This window comes from Micromonospora sp. DT228, assembly GCF_049841595.1.
In the GTDB taxonomy this organism is placed as follows: Bacteria; Actinomycetota; Actinomycetes; order Mycobacteriales; family Micromonosporaceae; genus Micromonospora.
Genome location: NZ_JBNCKO010000009.1, coordinates 57,990 through 73,526 on the forward strand (window position 1 = coordinate 57,990; position 15,537 = coordinate 73,526).

Here is a 15,537-nt window from a genome sequence, read left to right on the forward strand (position 1 = left end):
CGGGTGACCGCAGCGGACCAGTCATCGACTGATGACGATGGTAGGCCAGTGGCGGTCGCGTCGCTGTCCCCCTCAGCCGACGAGGCGGCGTTCCCAGGCCCACGCGGCGATCTCCACCCGGTTGCGGGCCTTGAGCTTCATCTGCACGCTGGCCAGGTGGGTCTTGACGGTGCCGACGGCGATGAAGAGCCCGGCGGCGATCTCGGCGTTTGTCAGGCCCCGGGCGACGAGCTTCACGACGTCGAGTTCCCGTGGTGACAGCCCGGTGTCGCCGCGCGCCGGGGCGGGCGAGCTGAGGTGCTCCAGCAGCCGTACCGTGATGGAGGGGCTGATCAGCGCGTCACCCGACACGGCCGCGCGGACCGCCTCCACCAGCAGCGTCGGGCCGGAGTCCTTGAGCAGGAAACCGCACGCGCCGTTGGCGAGCGCGGTGTGCACGTACTCGTCGAGGTCGAAGGTCGTCACCACGACCACCCGGATCGGGTCGGCGACGCCCGGCCCGGCGATCAGCCGCAGTGCTTCGAGCCCGTCGAGACGGGGCATCCGGATGTCCAGCAGCACGACGTCCGGGCGTAGCCGCCGGGCCAACTCCACGGCGACCACCCCGTCGGCGGCCTCGCCGACCACCTCCATGTCCGGCTGGGCCCCGATGATCATGCCGAAACCGGTCCGGACCATCGCCTGGTCGTCGGCGACCAACACCCGGATCATCGCCCCACCGCCGTCCGCAGCGGAAACGCCGCGTCGAGCACCCAGCCGCCGGCGACGCCGGGCCCGGCGGTGATCGTGCCGCCGAGGGCGCGTACCCGCTCGGTCAGGCCGATCAGGCCGAAGCCGTGCCCCCGGGCGGGCGCGGTGCGCCCGGCCGCACCGTCGTCGGCGACCCGGACCAGCAACCAGTCCTGGGTACGGCGCACGGCGACGTCGACGGAACGGGCGTCCGGCGCGTGCTGGCGGGTGTTCGTCAGACCCTCCATCACCACCCGGTACGCCGAGGTCGAGACCTCCACCGGCAGTCCGTCCAGGTCGCCGTCGACGTGCAGGCGTGCCGGGGCGCTCGCCGTGCCGTTGAAGCCCGCCAGCAGCGGCGGCAACTCGGCCACGCCCGCCAGCGGGGCCAACGGCGCGTCCGGCGGGGTGTCCGGGTTACGCAGGATCCCCACCATCCGGCGCATCGAGGCCATCGTCTCCGTGCCGGCCCGCTCGATCTGCTCCAGCGCGACGATCACCCGTTGCGGGTCCTGTTCGGCGACGAACCGGGCTCCCTGCGCCTGCACCACGATGCCGGTCACGTGGTGGGCGATGAAGTCGTGCAGGTCACGGGCGAACTCCGCGCGCTGTTCGGCCCGTACCAGCGCGATCGCCCGGTCCCGACCGGCCGCCATGATCCGCAGGTAGAGCCCCACCCCGGCGGCGCCGGCTGCGGCGAGCACCTGGAGCAGCCCGAAGATCACCAGCAGGTTCTCGGTGCCGGCGCGCAGCGGCAACGCGGCGACGGCCAGCCCGACGGCCGCCGCCGCCCACGGGGCGAGCCGGGGCGCGCCCCAGCGGGTGACCACGAAGACCACCCCGATCAGCCCGGCCGACTCGGCGAGCCCCCAACTGCCGCCGATCAGGTAACTGCTGCCGTAGAGGAACACGACGGCCGTGGTCACGGCCAGCGAGGCGCCGGCGAGCGCCAACGCGGCCAGCGGCACCACCCGCGAACCCGGCCGGTGCACCGGCAGCCAGAGCGGCACCGTCGCCACCGCCAGCCCCATCCGCACCAGCAGGAGCAGCAGAGCGGCCCTGCTCTCCGGCGCGCCGAACCGGAGGTCGAAGAGGGCGAGCAGCCCCATGGTCACCAGGCCGGCGGCCTGGGCCAGGCGTACCCACAAACGTCGAAGATCCGGCGTGCTCATGGTGACCCAGCGTAGCCAGCGGGCGGCGCGCGCAGATCGGCCGAAAGACAGACCCGGCGCCGGCGATACCCGGCCACGGGCCGATGCGCCCACCCGCCGGTGGCGGCGACGCTTTCCGGGCCACATCGCACGCCACTGGAGGAACAATGACAACCCACGCCCCGCCGGAGACCAGCCACGCCGCGGTCGCCGCGGTCGACCTGGTGAAGGTGTACGGCAGCGGCGACACCGCCGTCCGTGCCCTGGACGGGGTCTCGGTCGGCTTCGGCCGGGCCGAGTTCACCGCCATCATGGGCTCGTCCGGGTCCGGCAAGTCGACGCTCATGCACTGCCTCGCCGGTCTCGACACCGCCACCTCCGGCCGCGTCCTGCTCGGCGGCACGGAGCTGACCGGCCAGTCGGACCGGACGCTGACCCGGGTCCGCCGGGAGCGGATCGGCTTCGTGTTCCAGTCCTTCAACCTGCTGCCGCAGCTCACCGCCGCACAGAACATCACCCTGCCGCTGGACCTCGCCGGCCGCCACCCCGACGCCGAACTCCTCGCGCACCTGGTGCGGGTGCTGGGCCTCGCTGACCGGCTCAACCACCGGCCCAGCGAACTCTCCGGCGGCCAGCAGCAGCGGGTCGCGTTGGCCCGTGCCCTGGTGGCGCGACCCGAGGTGGTCTTCGCCGACGAGCCGACCGGCAACCTCGACTCCCGCTCCGGTGCGGAGGTGCTCACCATCCTGCGCGACTCGGTACGCGACCTCGGCCAGACCGTCGTCATGGTCACCCACGACCCGATCGCCGCCGCGTACGCCGACCGGGTGGTGCTGCTCGCCGACGGCCGGGTCGCCGGTGAGGTCGACAGGCCGGACCAGGTGTCGGTCACCGACGCGCTGCGTGAGCTGGCGGCCCGCGCATGAGGGCGACGGTGCTGCGTACGCAGACGACCGCCGCCGCCCGACGGCCCGGCCGGCTGATCCTGACCGGCCTGGCGATCCTGGTCGCCTCCTTCGTCGTCTTCGGCACCGTGCTGGTGCAGCAGATCACCGAGCGGACCGTGCGGGACAACCTCAGCGGCACCCCGGCCGTCACCGACCTGGTGATCGGCCGCGTCGACGTGCCGCCACCCACCGTGACGGACCTGCGGAAGATCCGGGCAGTACCCGGGGTGGCCGAGGCGGTGCCCCGGGTCGCGACCGGGGTCTCCATCGGCGAGGGGTACCTCAACCTCCAGTCCGATCCGGGCACCGGCCCGCTGACCACGGTCCGGGTGACCGAGGGACGCTACCCGGACCAACCGGGCGAGATCGCGATCACCCCGCGTACCGCCGAGCGGCTCGGGCTCTCGGTCGGCACCACCACCAGCGGTACGGGCGGCGAACTCACCACGCCCGCCCCGCTCACCGTGACCGGTGTGGTGGACGTCGCCGCCGACGCCGGCTACGACGCGTACGCCCCGGAGAGCGCCGTGATCGGCTGGGCGCACCTGACGACGGTGGAGCGCGTCGACGTCCGCGTGGCCCCCGGCACCTCGACGGAGGACGTCCGGCAACGGGTGACCGCAGCGGTCCCCGGCCAGCCGATCCGCTCCGGCGCGCAGGTGCGCGACGCCGAGGCCAACGCGGCGGCGCAACAGGTCGGGAAGCTCTTCGTCCTGGTCGGCATGTTCGTCTCCATCGCGGTCGTCGCGGCGGCGCTCGTGGTCACCTCGACCTTCCGCATCGTCTTCGCCCAGCGGATGCGGCAGCTCGCGCTTCTGCGGGCCGTCGGCGCGAGTCGGGGCACCCTGGTCGGCGCGTTGACCGCCGAGGGCGCCCTGACCGGCCTGGTCGCCGGGGTCGTCGGGGTCGCCAGCGCTCTCACCCTCGGGTACGCGCTGCCGGTGATCCTGCGCGCCACCGGCCACGAGGTGTCCTCGCCCGGCCTGCCGCTGGCGGCGGCGGTCGCGGTGGTGATCGGCGCTGTGGTGATCACCGTGCTGGCCGTGCTGGCCCCGGCGCTCTCGGCCGCCCGGGTCTCCCCGCTGGAGGCGCTGCGGACGGCGAGCGTCACCGCCGGCCGGCGCGGCATCAAGCTGCCGCGTCTGGTCTTCGGGCTGCTCCTGGCCGTCGGCGCGGTCCTGGCGGCGGTCGCCACGATCAGCCGGTTGCCGAAACCGGACCAGTCGACCTACGACCCGTCGAGGCCACTGCTGCTGCTCGTCGCGTCCGGCGCGTTCGCGTTCTTCGCGCTGGTGGCCCTCGGTCCGCTGCTGGTGCGCCCGGTGCTGGCCGTGGTGGGTTGGCCGCTGCGCCAACTCGGGCCGCTCGGGCGGATGTCGGTCGGTGGGATCGGCGGGGCGCCGCGCCGGGCGGCCGCGGTCTCCGTCGTGGTCGCGCTGGGCGTGACCCTGATCTCCGGGGTGGTCATCGGCGGCGCGTCGTTGCAGATCCTCGCCGACCGCGAGATGGCGCTCTCGGCGCCTACCGACTTCGAGGTCACCGGCAACGGTCAGACGCTGCCGCCGGACGTGGTGACCCGGGCCGAGGCGGCGCGCGGCGCGCTGGCCCGGGTGGTGCCGTACCGGATGGTCGGCGACGCCACGCTGCTGCGCGGCGCCGACAAGCTCGGCGACGTCGACTCCGGTTACCCGACGAGCGACCTGGACCTGGCGGCGCTGCCGAGCACCGGTGACCTGGACGTGGCCCAGGGCGCCCTGGCCGATCGTGGCCCCGGTCGGATCGTGCTCAACAGTTGGGTCGCCCGGGACGCGGGTCTGCGGGCCGGCGACACCGTCACGCTCGCCGTCGCCGCTGGCCGGGTCGAGGTGCGGGTGGCCGCCGTCCTGCCCGGCGACGGCCCGCTGCACGCGGGCATCCTCGCCGATCCGGCCGACCTGGACCGGATCGGCGTGCCGGCCGCGTACACGGGTCTGCTGGCCGACGCGGCCGGCGCCGGCGAGGACGGTCGCACCGCCGGCGTGCGGGCGCTGCGCCAGGCCATCGGGGGCAGCGACGGGGTGGGCCTCACCGTGCTCGCCGACGAACGGGACCGCAACGACGCGTTGGTGCGCACCCTGGTCTGGATCGCGGTGGGCCTGGTCGGCCTGACCGTGTTGATCGCGGTCGTCGGCGTGGGCTCCACGACCGCGCTGTCGGTGGTGGAGCGGATCCGCGAGTCCGGGCTGCTCCGCGCGATCGGCCTGTCCCGGACCGGCCTTCGCACGATGCTGACCGTCGAGTCCGGCCTGTACGGGGTGATCGGCGCGACGATCGGCCTGGTGCTCGGCATCCCGTACGCCTGGTTGGCGGTGCGGGCCCTCGGGATCGAGGCGCCGCTGACCGCGCCGCTGCTGCCGCTGGCCGGGCTGTTCGTGGTGCTGGTCGGGCTGACCGCGTTGGCCGGGGTGCTGCCGGCCCGGCGGGCGTCGCGGGTCAGCCCGGTGGTGGCGCTGGGGGCCGACACCTGAGCACCCCCGTGGGCCGGCACCGGTTCGTGGTGCCGGCCCACGGCGACCTGGTCAGTTGGGATTGTCGGCGTGGGTGAGCGTCTCCCAGGCGACGAACAGGTTGTTGGTGCCGGCCGGCCGTTGTTGCAGCGTGAGCGTCTGCGTGTTGGTCATGACGTTGCCCAGCCGGTTGCTCATCGCGTTGAAGCCGACCTCGGTGATCGGGCCGAGGCCCCGGGTGAGGCTGCCGCCGCAGAGCCAGGAGGGCGCCGCCTCGCCGAGCTGGTATCGCGAGTGGAAGCCGAGCGCCTGCCGCAGCCGCTCACCGATCTGTGGGTAGAGGTCCCGTCCCTGGATGCGGGAGGTCTCCGCGACGTGCGAGATGGCGGAGATCCCGTATCCGGTGTGCACGAAGTCGCGGCACGTCTCCTGGGCGAGGCCGGCGACGAATGTGGACTGACCCTGCCAGTAGCCGATGATCTCCGAACTGGTGTCCAGGCCGCTGCCCGGCATCGTGTACGGCAGCGCGCCGTCGCCGGGCAGGTAGACGAAGGCCCGGGTGCGGTTGAGGAAGCGGGTGACCGCCGCGTCGTAGGCGCTGCGGTCGTCCAGGAAGACGGCGATGCCGACGGCCGCCTCCATCATCGTCAGCTCCCAGTTGCCGTTGCTGTTCGAGCCGTTGCGCACCACCGGCAGGTAGACGGTGCGCAGCATGGTGGCGAACCGGTTGGCGTTGGGCCAGCTCGTGTACGTGTACTTGATGATCTCGGCGGCCCGGGGCCAGACCGAGGCGGCCCAGCCGGTCTGCAACGGGCCGTTGCTGCCGGTGTGCGCGGTGATCGTCGCCGACCACGCGTCCATGATCTGGATCGACTTCTGCGCGTACCTGGCGTCTCCGGTGACATACCAGGCGAGCGCGTCGGTGTACGCGGCGATCGCGTCCTCCCGCTCGTCGGTGCAGCCGTTGTTCGGGTTGGAGTAGGACCCGCACTCGACCACCGAGCGGGGAGCCGGGGTGCGCGAGAGGGAGGCGTACCGGCTGCCCATCATCTGGCTGTAGGCCGACGCCCACGGCTGCGCGCCGGACTGCACCCGAGAGCGGACGAAGTCGAGCTGCCCCCGGCTGACCAGCACGCCGGGGTGCGTGAAACCACCGGACGGGGGTGGCGTGGTGCCACCGCCGGTGGGCGGCGTCCAGGTCTGGTTGGCGGTGCCCGTGCAACTCCAGATCTGTAGCGGGGTGCCGTCGGCGGCGCTCTGGCCGGTCGCGTCGAGGCACTTGCCGGAGGTGGGGTTGACCACCTGCCCGGCGGTGGACGACCACTGCTGCGCCCCGGTGCCGTTGCAGTCGTAGATCTGCACCCGCGCGCCGTTGGCGGTGCTGGCGGCGGCGATGTCCAGGCACTTGCCCAGCGCCCGGATCGTGCCGTCGTCGCCGACCGTCCACTGTTGCGCGGTCGAGCCGTTGCAGGTGTAGAGCTGGACGGCTGTGGCGTTGGCCGGGTTCGCGGCGGCCACGTCGACGCACGTGCCGCCGTACCCGGTGATGGCGCCTGTCGCGGCCGCGGCGGCCGGCGCGACGGCGACCAGCAGGCCGATCGGTACGGCGAGCAGGGCCGCGGTGAGCGCGGAGGTCAGTCTGATGCGGGGGCGGCGGGGCGCGGGCCCGGCCAATCGTCGCGCCATGTGGGGGTCCTTCCGGGGCGGCGAAACAACTGTAAAGTGTGTTAATCATTACAGCCATACACACCGATATCAATGTCTTCGTCGCCCCGGATGCTGTTGGGGCGTGTGTCAAAGTCCCCGGCCAGGGGCTTTGACACACGCCCTAAGGGTGCATGGACGCGCCCTTGAGCACCTTGTCCACCACGTTGCGCGGGGCGTGCAGCGCCACGCCGACCAGGTCGAGCTTGTCCCGGCCGACGGCTCGCACGGCGGCCCGGTTGTCCCGGTCGTTGCCGGTGGCGAACAACTCCGACGTGAAGACCGCCATCCGCAACCCACGGGCCAGGGCGCGCGAGTGTGCGCCGACAAGCGTCGCCCGGTCACCGGCGAAGACCAGCACCGGCTGGCCGAACATCGGCAGGTAGGCGGTCCCGTCCGCGTCGCGGTACTCCTCGCCGAGCAGCTCCGGCACGGCGTTCGCGATGCCACTGACCAGAAAGGCCGTGACGTTGAGCCGCTGCCAGCTCGCCAGGTCGTCGCGCAGCAGCACCGCGATCTTGGTGGGGAATCGGATGGGTTCGCTCATGGCGTCGAGCCTGCCCGCCGCGACACCTACCGGTCTTGTACGTTCTTAGCGTGGCCACCCGCCCGCCGGGCTCGCACGTCAGCGCGTGGCGACCCGCGGTAGCCGGGGTCGCCGAGGTCTTCCACGCCCATTTCGTGGACCACGCGTATCCCCGGCACGTCCACGACGTGTGGACGCTGCTGATCGTCGACGACGGCGCGGTCCGCTTCGACCTCGACCGACACCGGCACGGCGCGCTGCGCACCTCGGTCACCCTGCTGCCGCCGTACGTGCCGCACGACGGCCGCTCCGCCACCGCGAACGGCTTCCGCAAACGGGTCCTGTACCTCGACACCTCGGCGCTCGGGGCCGAGCTGGTCGGCCGGGCGGTCGACGAGCCGGACCTGGCCGACCCGCAGCTGCGCGACCGGATCGACCATCTGCACCGGGTGCTCGCCGCACCCGGTGACGAGTTCGAGGCCGAGAGTCGGCTCGCGCTCATCCTGGACCGGCTGCGCGGGCAGCTCCACCGGCGTACCCCGGTCAGTCTCGCACCGCCCGCGGGTGGCCTCGCGGCCCGACTGCGGGAGCTGCTGGACGCCCGGACCGTCGAGGGCGTCACGCTGGGGGAGGCCGCCGAGCTGCTGCACGCCCACCCGACCCACCTGGTCCGTACGTTCACCCACGTGCACGGGGTGCCACCCCACTCGTACCTGACCGGTCGCCGGGTCGAGCTGGCGCGCCGCCTGCTCCTCACCGGGGAGCGGCCCGCCGCGGTCGCCGTCGCGGCCGGCTTCTTCGACCAGGCGCACCTGACCCGCCACTTCCGGCGTCACCTGGGCGTCAGCCCGGCGCGTTTCCCGAGCACGCGGCGACCGGCCCAGCGCTCCGGCGAGGGCTGACGCGATCAGACGAGCTGGCCGCCGACGACGGTGAGCAGCCGCAGTTTCTCGTCGCTCTCCGAGCCGGGCACGGCGGTGAAGACCAGCAACGTCTGGGACTCGTCGGGGTCCACCAGGGTCTGACAGTGCAACTCCAACGCCCCGACCTCCGGGTGCAGGAAGCGCTTCGACGGGCAGGAGTCGGCCGGCACCGGGTGTTCCCGCCAGAGCTGGGCGAACTCCGGGCTCCTGGCCAGCAGATCGTCGACCAGGGCCGCCGCCCGTGACCCCCGGCCGTCGCGGGTGTACGAGGCGTGCAGGCTCGCCACGAGCAGACGGCTCTGCGTGTGGTGGTCCTCCGCCGGGCGCATCCGCCGTGCCGACGGGTCGGTGAACCAGCGGTGGTGCGCGCTGCGGGCCAGCCCGGTGTGCCGGGTCTCGTCGCCGAGCAGGGCGACGGCGGGGGCGGTCTGGGCCAGGGTCTCGCCGAGGTGGTTCACCACCTGGGCCGGTGTGTCGGGCATCCGGTCGAGGATCCGCATCATTCCCGGATTGACGTGGTCGGCCCGCACCGCCCGGTGCGGGATGGCGTGGCCGACGAGTTGGAACAGGTGGTCCCGTTCGGCCAGGGTGAGCCGCAGGCCACGGGCCAGGGCGGCGAGCATCTGCTCCGACGGGCGCGGCCCCCGCTGCTGCTCCAACCGGCTGTAGTAGTCGGTGGACATCCCGCTCAACAAGGCGACTTCTTCGCGGCGTAGCCCACCGGTGCGCCGACGTGGGCCTCGGGGCAATCCGACGTCCTCGGGCTGAAGGGCCTCGCGGCGGGTGCGCAGAAAACTGGCGAGCGGGGCGCGGTCCACGGTGTCTCATCCTTCCACCCGGAGTCGGATGTGGTGGACGCCGGCGGTAGCCGGCACATCAGGTGCAACAGGCGGGCACGGGTGCGATGTTCCGCCGGCGGACAGCCTGGACCACCGGCGCGTTCCGGGCCGCCCGGTGGCCAACGCCACGACCCGTAGAGATGCGCGGTCCGGCGTGGGTGGAGATCGCCTCGCCGAGGGTCGCGCCGGGCCCAGCTCCTGGGGCACACCGCCGGTGACGCCGCGTTGTTGACGAGTACGTCGAGGCCGCCGGCATGTTTGTCGACCAGCCGGACGGCGGCGGCCACGCTCGCGTCGTCGGTCACGTCCAGTGGCACACCGAACGCGTCGACGCCGGCGACCCGCAACTTCTCCACCGCGGCTTCTCGGCGCGAGTCGTTCCGCGCACCGACCCCGACGCTCCACCCGAGGGCGCCCAGGCCGGCCGCGATCTCGTATCCGATTCCCTTGTTCGCGCCGGTGACCAGCGCGATTGTCGTTTGGCTCATGCGTCCGATCCGGTCCGCGCCCCAATGGACCGCCAACACCGCCTGGGTGGGCGTCGATACCTTCCAGGTATCGGCGGGCAAGGCGAATCGGTGGCGCGCAGCTGTACCAGCTGATCGCGCTCGGCCGAACGTCGGCGGTCCTGCCCGAGTCGTGCCGGGCCGACCTGCGCCGCGATCTCGTCGCCGTGCCGGTGCTGGACGCGCCACCCGTGACGACGGTGATCGCGTGGCCACCGCACAGTCGATCGCTGGCCCTCGCCGGGCTGATCCGGACCGCGATCCGCCTCTAGCTAGTAGTGCTACTCGCTGATCGACACCCCGACATCCGGCTCCAATGGGATGACCGATCGGATTGCGCCCTCCGAACGGTCACAAAACCCGGCAGCGAACCGTCACAACCGACGGTTAGTCTGCCAGCGCGTCGTCGCCTCGGCACGTCGCGTCACGCGCCGGTGCAGGCGCGGCACCTCGCCACCACCCATCATCCGGCGCTCAATCGAAGACTTCAGGAGAGTTAGTGACACAGCAATCCATCGCGACATCGGACAAACTCGACGCCGCGGTGCTCAAGGTGGCAGGCGTCGTCGTCCTCGGTGCGATCATGTCGATCCTCGACGTGACGGTGGTCAGTGTGGCGCTGCCCACATTCCAGAGCGAGTTCGACGCGACGTACGCCCGCGTCGCGTGGACGATGACCGCCTACACCCTCGCGCTCGCCACCGTGATCCCGCTCAGCGGCTGGGCGGCCGACCGGTTCGGCACCAAACGGCTCTACATGGTGGCGTTGGCCCTGTTCACCATCGGGTCGGGGCTCTGCGCCACGGCCGACACGATCGGCGAGCTGATCGGCTACCGCGTGCTCCAGGGTCTCGGCGGCGGCATGCTCATGCCGCTGGGCATGACCATCATGACCCGCGCGGCGGGGCCGCACCGGATCGGCCGACTGATGGCCGTCCTCGGCATCCCGATGCTGCTCGGGCCGATCGGCGGCCCGATCCTCGGCGGCTGGCTGATCGACACCGCGAGCTGGCACTGGATCTTCCTGATCAACCTGCCGATCGGCGTCGTCGCCCTGATCTACGCGCAGATGGCGCTGCCGAAGGACGCCCCCGAGCCGTCCGAGTCGTTCGACTTCGTCGGCATGCTGATGCTCTCGCCGGGCCTCGCGCTCTTCCTCTACGGCGTGTCGTCGCTGCCGGAGGCGGGCACCTTCGCCGCGACCAAGGTGTGGGCCCCGATGCTGGTCGGTGGGGCGCTTGTGGTGGCGTTCGTGCTCTACTCGTTCAAGCCCCGGCACCCGCTGCTCGACCTGCGGCTGTTCCGCAACCGCAGCCTGACCATCGCGTCGGTGACGCTGTTCGTGTTCATCATCGCGTTCATGGGCGCCGGCCTGCTGTTCCCGAGCTACTTCCTCCAGGTGCGCGGCGAGACGACGCTTGCCGCCGGTCTGCTGATGGCCCCGCAGGGCATCGGTGCGATGCTCACCATGCCGATCGCCGGCACGTTGGCCGACCGGGTGCCGATCGGGCGTACCGTCCCGTTCGCGCTGGTGCTCATCGTCGTCGGGTTCTTCGGCTTCACCCAGGTCGACCCGCAGACCTCGTACTGGCTGCTCGGCGGGTCGTTGTTCGTGATGGGCCTGGGCATGGGCGGCACGATGATGCCGATCATGACCTCGGCGCTGCGGACGTTGTCGGCAAACGACGTGGCGCGCGGCTCCACGCTTGTCAACATCCTCCAACAGATCGGCGGCTCCGTCGGCGCCGCCGTCATGTCGGTGATCCTCACCAACGAGCTGAACGGCTCCAAGCCGATCCCCGGCCTGGTGGATCCGAGTGGCAAGCCGATCACCGAGGCCGGGCTGGCCATCGCCTCCCAGCAGCGGCCGGAGCTGCTTCAGCAGATGCCGGTGGACCCGTCGCTCATCCAGCGCGGGCTCGACTTCGCCGCGACGTCGTTCGCCAACACGTTCTGGGTCGCGTTCGCGCTTGTCGTGCTCACGCTCGTCCCGGCCGCGCTGCTGCCGCGCCGACGTGAGCCGGCGAAACTCGACGACCCGCAGGGCGAGCAGGTCCGGACGCCCGTCGTCATCCACTGAAACGACGCGCCCGCCGCGCTCAGCACCTCCTCGGGTGGCGAGCGCGGCGGGCGCGGTGCGTCAGCGCAGCGGGCCGTCGCCGGGCCCGTCCGGGTCCTCGACCACGTGGATCGCGGCCTCCTCGGCGCTTGCCCCACCCGCGTCGATGCCGGCGTCCCAGGCCACCGACTCGGCCTCGTCGTCCTCACGGACGCCCTCGTCGTAGGCGACGAGGCGACCAGCGCGGGCCTCGCTCTCGTACCCCCGGCGGGTCAGCTCGTCCTCGTCGTCGCCGCCCTCGGCGTAGGGGTCGACATCCGGCACTTCCTGGGCGAGGTGCTGCGCCAGGGACTCACCCGCTCGCTCCTCGGCCGGCGTCGTGCCGAACCGGTTGGCAGCGGTCCAGTGGTCCTCGGCGACGATGCCGGTGTCGAGGGGGTCGCCGACCCGGTCGTCGTCGAGGGTGTCGGAGGCGTCCAGGACGCCGTCGTCCTCGGCCACGTTCCACTCGTCGACGGAATCCATCCGCTCGGTCTGGCTCACGGCGGTCTCCTCTTCGTCACGGTGCACCAAAGTGCCCAGCCTATGACCGTGCAACGCCAGCGAACGCCGCGGCCTGCCCGCTGTGACGAACCGACCTCGGGTCGCGCCGGTTCAGCGCGCGAGCAGCCCCACCACGGCCTCGGTGAACTGCGCCGGCTGCTCGATGTGGGCGAAGTGCCCGCTCTGCTCCAGCAGCACCAGCCGCGAGTCCTTGAGGCCCGCGTGCAGTTCCTCGGCGCGACGCGGGGGGCAGATGAAGTCGTACGCGCCGACGATCACCACGGCCGGCGCGGTGATCTCCGCCAGGTTCTCCCGCACGTCGAAGGGCGCCGGGTCCTGCGCGCTCGCCGGCGCCAACGAAATCCGGACAGCCGACTGAAACGGTACGAATTCGTCCTGTCGGCCCCAGAAGTCCGCGAAGTAGACCGGAAGCGCGGCGCGCAGGGCGGTCGCCAACGACTCGTCGTCGGTGGCGGCGCCGATCTGCCCGAAGGCGGCCGGGATCGCCGCCGCCTCCGGCCGGTCCGGGTGCCGCTGCGGGTACGCGGCGAGCCCGGCCATCGCCTCGGCCCAGAACTCGGCGCCGGTGACGGGCGAGGTGTCGTACAGGGCGAGACCGGCGACCCGGTCCGGGTGTGCGAGCGCGTACCGCTGGATGACGAAACCGCCGTGCGAGTGCCCGAGGAGATACACCCGGGGTTCGCCGAGGTGCGCGACGACGGCGTCGAGGAACCGGACATAGGTGTCGAGACGGTAGTCGCTGGGATCGTCGAGCCGCCCCGAGGCGCCCGTCCCCACCGGCTCGACGTACACCATCGTGAAGTGCTCTTCCAGGCCCGGCGTCCGCAGGTAGGCCCACTCGATGCCGGGGCCGCCGGAGTGCGCCACGCACACCGGGCCGGTGCCGGCGACGTGGTAGACCTGCCGGACGCCGTCGACGGTGAAGGTGTGGGCACCCGGTGCGAGGGCGCTGACGTCGTGGCGTGTGGAACCCATGAGTTGTCTCCCGATCCGAGATCCGCGCGGCGTGTGCCGGCACGGCAACTGGTGCATGACGCGGACCAGATGCGTGGGTCGACGGGAAAGTTCGCTCGGGCGGGAAATTTCTTTCAGCGCAGCGCGGGCACGGGGTGGAAGAGGGTGAGCTGGCGCACCCGCCCCTCGCGCAGCACCTGCAACCACAGCGCCGCGGGCGGACAGTGCTCCGGGTCGTCCGGCGGGCTGATCAGGTCGGTCTCCCAGATCAGCACGTCGCCGCTGGCCACCACGTTGCGCAGCCGCTGGCGTACGCCGGCGGTCAGGTCGCGGTTCATGCCGGTGACCGCCAGGTCACGGCCGCCGCGCGGGCCACCCGGCACGATCATCTCGGCGTCCGGCCACCAGCTCTCGCGTACGACCCGGTCGAAGTCGCCACCCATCGCGGTGGCGATCATGTCGCGGCCCTCCCGCCACCGCGACGCGCTCGACGCGGCGACGTCGGCGTGCGCGGCGCTCGCCGCCGTGCGCAGGCCGCCGGCGAGCGCACGGCGGGCGTGGCTGAGGCGGCTGCGGACGGTGCCGACCGGCAGGCCGCACACGGCCGCGATCTGCTCGTACGAGGACGCGTCACTGAAGTAGCGCAGCAGCGTGACCAGCCGGTCCGCCTCGGACAACCGCCCGACGGCGTGCCACACCCAGTCGCGCATCGCGCCCCGGTCCAGTGCCTCCTCCGGGGTGGGTGTGTCGGCGGGGCCGGCGAACCAGTCCGGCTCGGCGACCGGGACGGCCCTGGGTCCGCGAAGCGTCATCCGACTGTTGTTGCGGACGATGGCGCGCAACCACGGGCCGACGGCGGCCGGGTCGCGGACCTCGCCGATGCGCCGCAACGCCACCACCATCGCGTCCTGCACGGCGTCCTCGGCGTCCGGTCCGTAGCCGAGGACGCTGAGCGCCACGGCCCGCATCTCGGCCTCGTGCCGGGCCAGCAGCGCACCGAGCGCCGCCGCGTCACCCAGCTGCGCGAGCATCACCAGCTCCGCGTCGCTCTGCGCCACGCCCAGTTCCTCCCCGAAACTCCTGTTCCGTACGCTTGTGCTCGATCAAGCGTACGGCGGTCCGGCGTGCCGATGTCCCAGGCGGTTGGCCGTCCTACGCTGCGGATGAGCTGGCGGCGCGGGTCGCCCGGATGCCGATCTGCCGCAGGTGCGCGATCAACTCAGGCGGCTCGTGTACCTCCATGTCGCAACCGAGGGTCAGCAGGCGCCACGCCAGCCACTCCAACGTGTCGGCGTTGCTGCGTAGCCGGCACGAGGTCGCGTCGATCGCTTCCAGATCGACGGCGGTGCCACTGAGCGGACCCGCCATCCGCTCGACCGGCGCGTGCAGCGTCACCACCGCCCGGTAGACGGGTGTCAGCTCCAGCAGCTTCTCCGTCATGAACGAGGCGGCGTCGGACGCCGGCAGTTGCCGGACGGCGACCCGGGTCCGGGTCGGCCGTAGGTCGGTGATCCGGTCGACCCGGTAGATCCGCCAGTCGTCGCGGTCGTTGTCATAGCCCACCAGATACCAGCGCCGGCCCGCCGACACCAGCTTGTACGGCTCGACGAGCCGTTCGGTGTCCACTCCGTCGCGACGGCGGTAGGTGAACCGCAGTTGCTCCCGATCGTTGACGGCGGCGGCCAGTGCGCTCAGGTGCGCCGGGTCGACCGTTGGACGGCCCCAGGTGAGCAGCGGTTCGGTGGCCGCCCCGAGCACGCTGACGCGGTGACGCAGCCGGGCCGGCAGCACCTGTTCGAGCTTCGCCAGAGCCCGTACCGAGGCATCCTCGATACCGGACACCGCGTGACCGGCGGCGGTGCGCAGACCGATCGCGATCGCCACCGCCTCGTCGTCGTCGAGCAACAGTGGTGGCATCGCCTTGCCGGCGACAAGGCGGTATCCGCCGATCGCGCCCATCGTGGCCCGCACCGGATAGCCGAGGTCGCGTAGTCGCTCCACGTCGCGGCGGATGGTGCGCAGGCTGACGCCGAGCCGGGTGGCCAGTTCGCTGCCGGGCCACTCGCGGGGGGTCTGCAGCAGTGACAGCAGGCCCAGCAGCCGGCCGGGGGTGTCGGACATGGTTCCAGAATGCCAGTCATGTGTGCCA

Annotated in this window: 14 protein-coding genes; 4 read left to right on the top strand and 10 right to left on the bottom strand. The window is 72.3% G+C overall.

Annotated features, from left to right (window positions below; genetic code table 11):
• Positions 1-72 precede the first annotated feature (72 nt).
• Complete coding sequence (locus ACLQ29_RS19430) at positions 73-711, bottom strand: response regulator (RefSeq protein WP_425772916.1); 639 nt, start codon at positions 709-711, stop codon at positions 73-75.
• Entirely contained in the window at positions 708-1,901 is a 1,194-nt protein-coding gene (locus tag ACLQ29_RS19435) for a sensor histidine kinase (protein ID WP_425772917.1), read from the bottom strand. The genes ACLQ29_RS19430 and ACLQ29_RS19435 overlap by 4 nt, the downstream gene beginning before the upstream one ends.
• A 146-nt stretch (positions 1,902-2,047) precedes the next feature.
• On the opposite strand from ACLQ29_RS19435, the gene ACLQ29_RS19440 reads away from it, so the two are divergent.
• Both ACLQ29_RS19440 and ACLQ29_RS19445 read left to right on the top strand, forming a co-directional pair.
• Positions 2,048-2,806, top strand: a complete 759-nt coding sequence (locus ACLQ29_RS19440; protein WP_425772918.1) for an ABC transporter ATP-binding protein — start codon at positions 2,048-2,050, stop codon at positions 2,804-2,806.
• Positions 2,803-5,334 (top strand): FtsX-like permease family protein, encoded by a 2,532-nt coding sequence (locus tag ACLQ29_RS19445; RefSeq protein WP_425772919.1) that lies wholly within the window; start codon positions 2,803-2,805, stop codon positions 5,332-5,334. The genes ACLQ29_RS19440 and ACLQ29_RS19445 overlap by 4 nt, the downstream gene beginning before the upstream one ends.
• Before the next feature lie 51 nt (positions 5,335-5,385).
• On the opposite strand, the gene ACLQ29_RS19450 is transcribed toward ACLQ29_RS19445, so the two are convergent.
• Together ACLQ29_RS19450 and ACLQ29_RS19455 are read right to left on the bottom strand one after the other, a co-directional pair.
• Positions 5,386-6,999 carry a ricin-type beta-trefoil lectin domain protein gene (locus tag ACLQ29_RS19450; protein WP_425772920.1) on the bottom strand — a complete coding sequence of 538 codons (1,614 nt, stop codon included), beginning with the start codon at positions 6,997-6,999 and terminating at the stop codon, positions 5,386-5,388.
• Between the two features lie 142 nt (positions 7,000-7,141).
• Positions 7,142-7,564, bottom strand: a complete 423-nt coding sequence (locus ACLQ29_RS19455; RefSeq protein WP_425772921.1) for a DUF2000 family protein — start codon at positions 7,562-7,564, stop codon at positions 7,142-7,144.
• Between the two features lie 50 nt (positions 7,565-7,614).
• Between ACLQ29_RS19455 and ACLQ29_RS19460 the strand changes: the two genes are divergently transcribed.
• Positions 7,615-8,445 carry an AraC family ligand binding domain-containing protein gene (locus ACLQ29_RS19460; protein ID WP_425772922.1) on the top strand — a complete coding sequence of 277 codons (831 nt, stop codon included), beginning with the start codon at positions 7,615-7,617 and terminating at the stop codon, positions 8,443-8,445.
• Positions 8,446-8,450: 5 nt separating this feature from the next.
• Here ACLQ29_RS19460 and ACLQ29_RS19465 read toward each other — a convergent pair whose 3' ends face one another.
• Complete coding sequence (locus ACLQ29_RS19465; RefSeq protein WP_425773094.1) at positions 8,451-9,257, bottom strand: helix-turn-helix transcriptional regulator; 807 nt, start codon at positions 9,255-9,257, stop codon at positions 8,451-8,453.
• Positions 9,155-9,793, bottom strand: coding sequence for an SDR family NAD(P)-dependent oxidoreductase (locus ACLQ29_RS19470; protein WP_425772923.1), 639 nt, complete (start codon positions 9,791-9,793; stop codon positions 9,155-9,157). The genes ACLQ29_RS19465 and ACLQ29_RS19470 overlap by 103 nt, the downstream gene beginning before the upstream one ends.
• A 517-nt stretch (positions 9,794-10,310) precedes the next feature.
• Here ACLQ29_RS19470 and ACLQ29_RS19475 point away from each other — a divergent pair.
• Positions 10,311-11,891 (top strand): DHA2 family efflux MFS transporter permease subunit, encoded by a 1,581-nt coding sequence (locus tag ACLQ29_RS19475; protein ID WP_425772924.1) that lies wholly within the window; start codon positions 10,311-10,313, stop codon positions 11,889-11,891.
• A 60-nt stretch (positions 11,892-11,951) separates the two neighbouring features.
• Here the strand turns inward: ACLQ29_RS19475 and ACLQ29_RS19480 are convergent, their stop codons facing one another.
• The 4 genes from ACLQ29_RS19480 to ACLQ29_RS19495 all read right to left on the bottom strand — a co-directional run bounded on the left by ACLQ29_RS19480 (position 11,952) and on the right by ACLQ29_RS19495 (position 15,509).
• Positions 11,952-12,413, bottom strand: a complete 462-nt coding sequence (locus tag ACLQ29_RS19480) for a DUF5709 domain-containing protein (RefSeq protein WP_425772925.1) — start codon at positions 12,411-12,413, stop codon at positions 11,952-11,954.
• 111 nt (positions 12,414-12,524) lie between these two features.
• Positions 12,525-13,409: an alpha/beta fold hydrolase gene (locus tag ACLQ29_RS19485; RefSeq protein ID WP_425772926.1), complete on the bottom strand. Its 885-nt coding sequence runs from the start codon at positions 13,407-13,409 to the stop codon at positions 12,525-12,527.
• A gap of 113 nt (positions 13,410-13,522) precedes the next feature.
• Positions 13,523-14,446 carry an RNA polymerase sigma factor gene (locus tag ACLQ29_RS19490; protein WP_425772927.1) on the bottom strand — a complete coding sequence of 308 codons (924 nt, stop codon included), beginning with the start codon at positions 14,444-14,446 and terminating at the stop codon, positions 13,523-13,525.
• A 94-nt stretch (positions 14,447-14,540) separates the two neighbouring features.
• Entirely contained in the window at positions 14,541-15,509 is a 969-nt protein-coding gene (locus tag ACLQ29_RS19495) for a helix-turn-helix transcriptional regulator (RefSeq protein WP_425772928.1), read from the bottom strand.
• Positions 15,510-15,537: the final 28 nt, after the last annotated feature.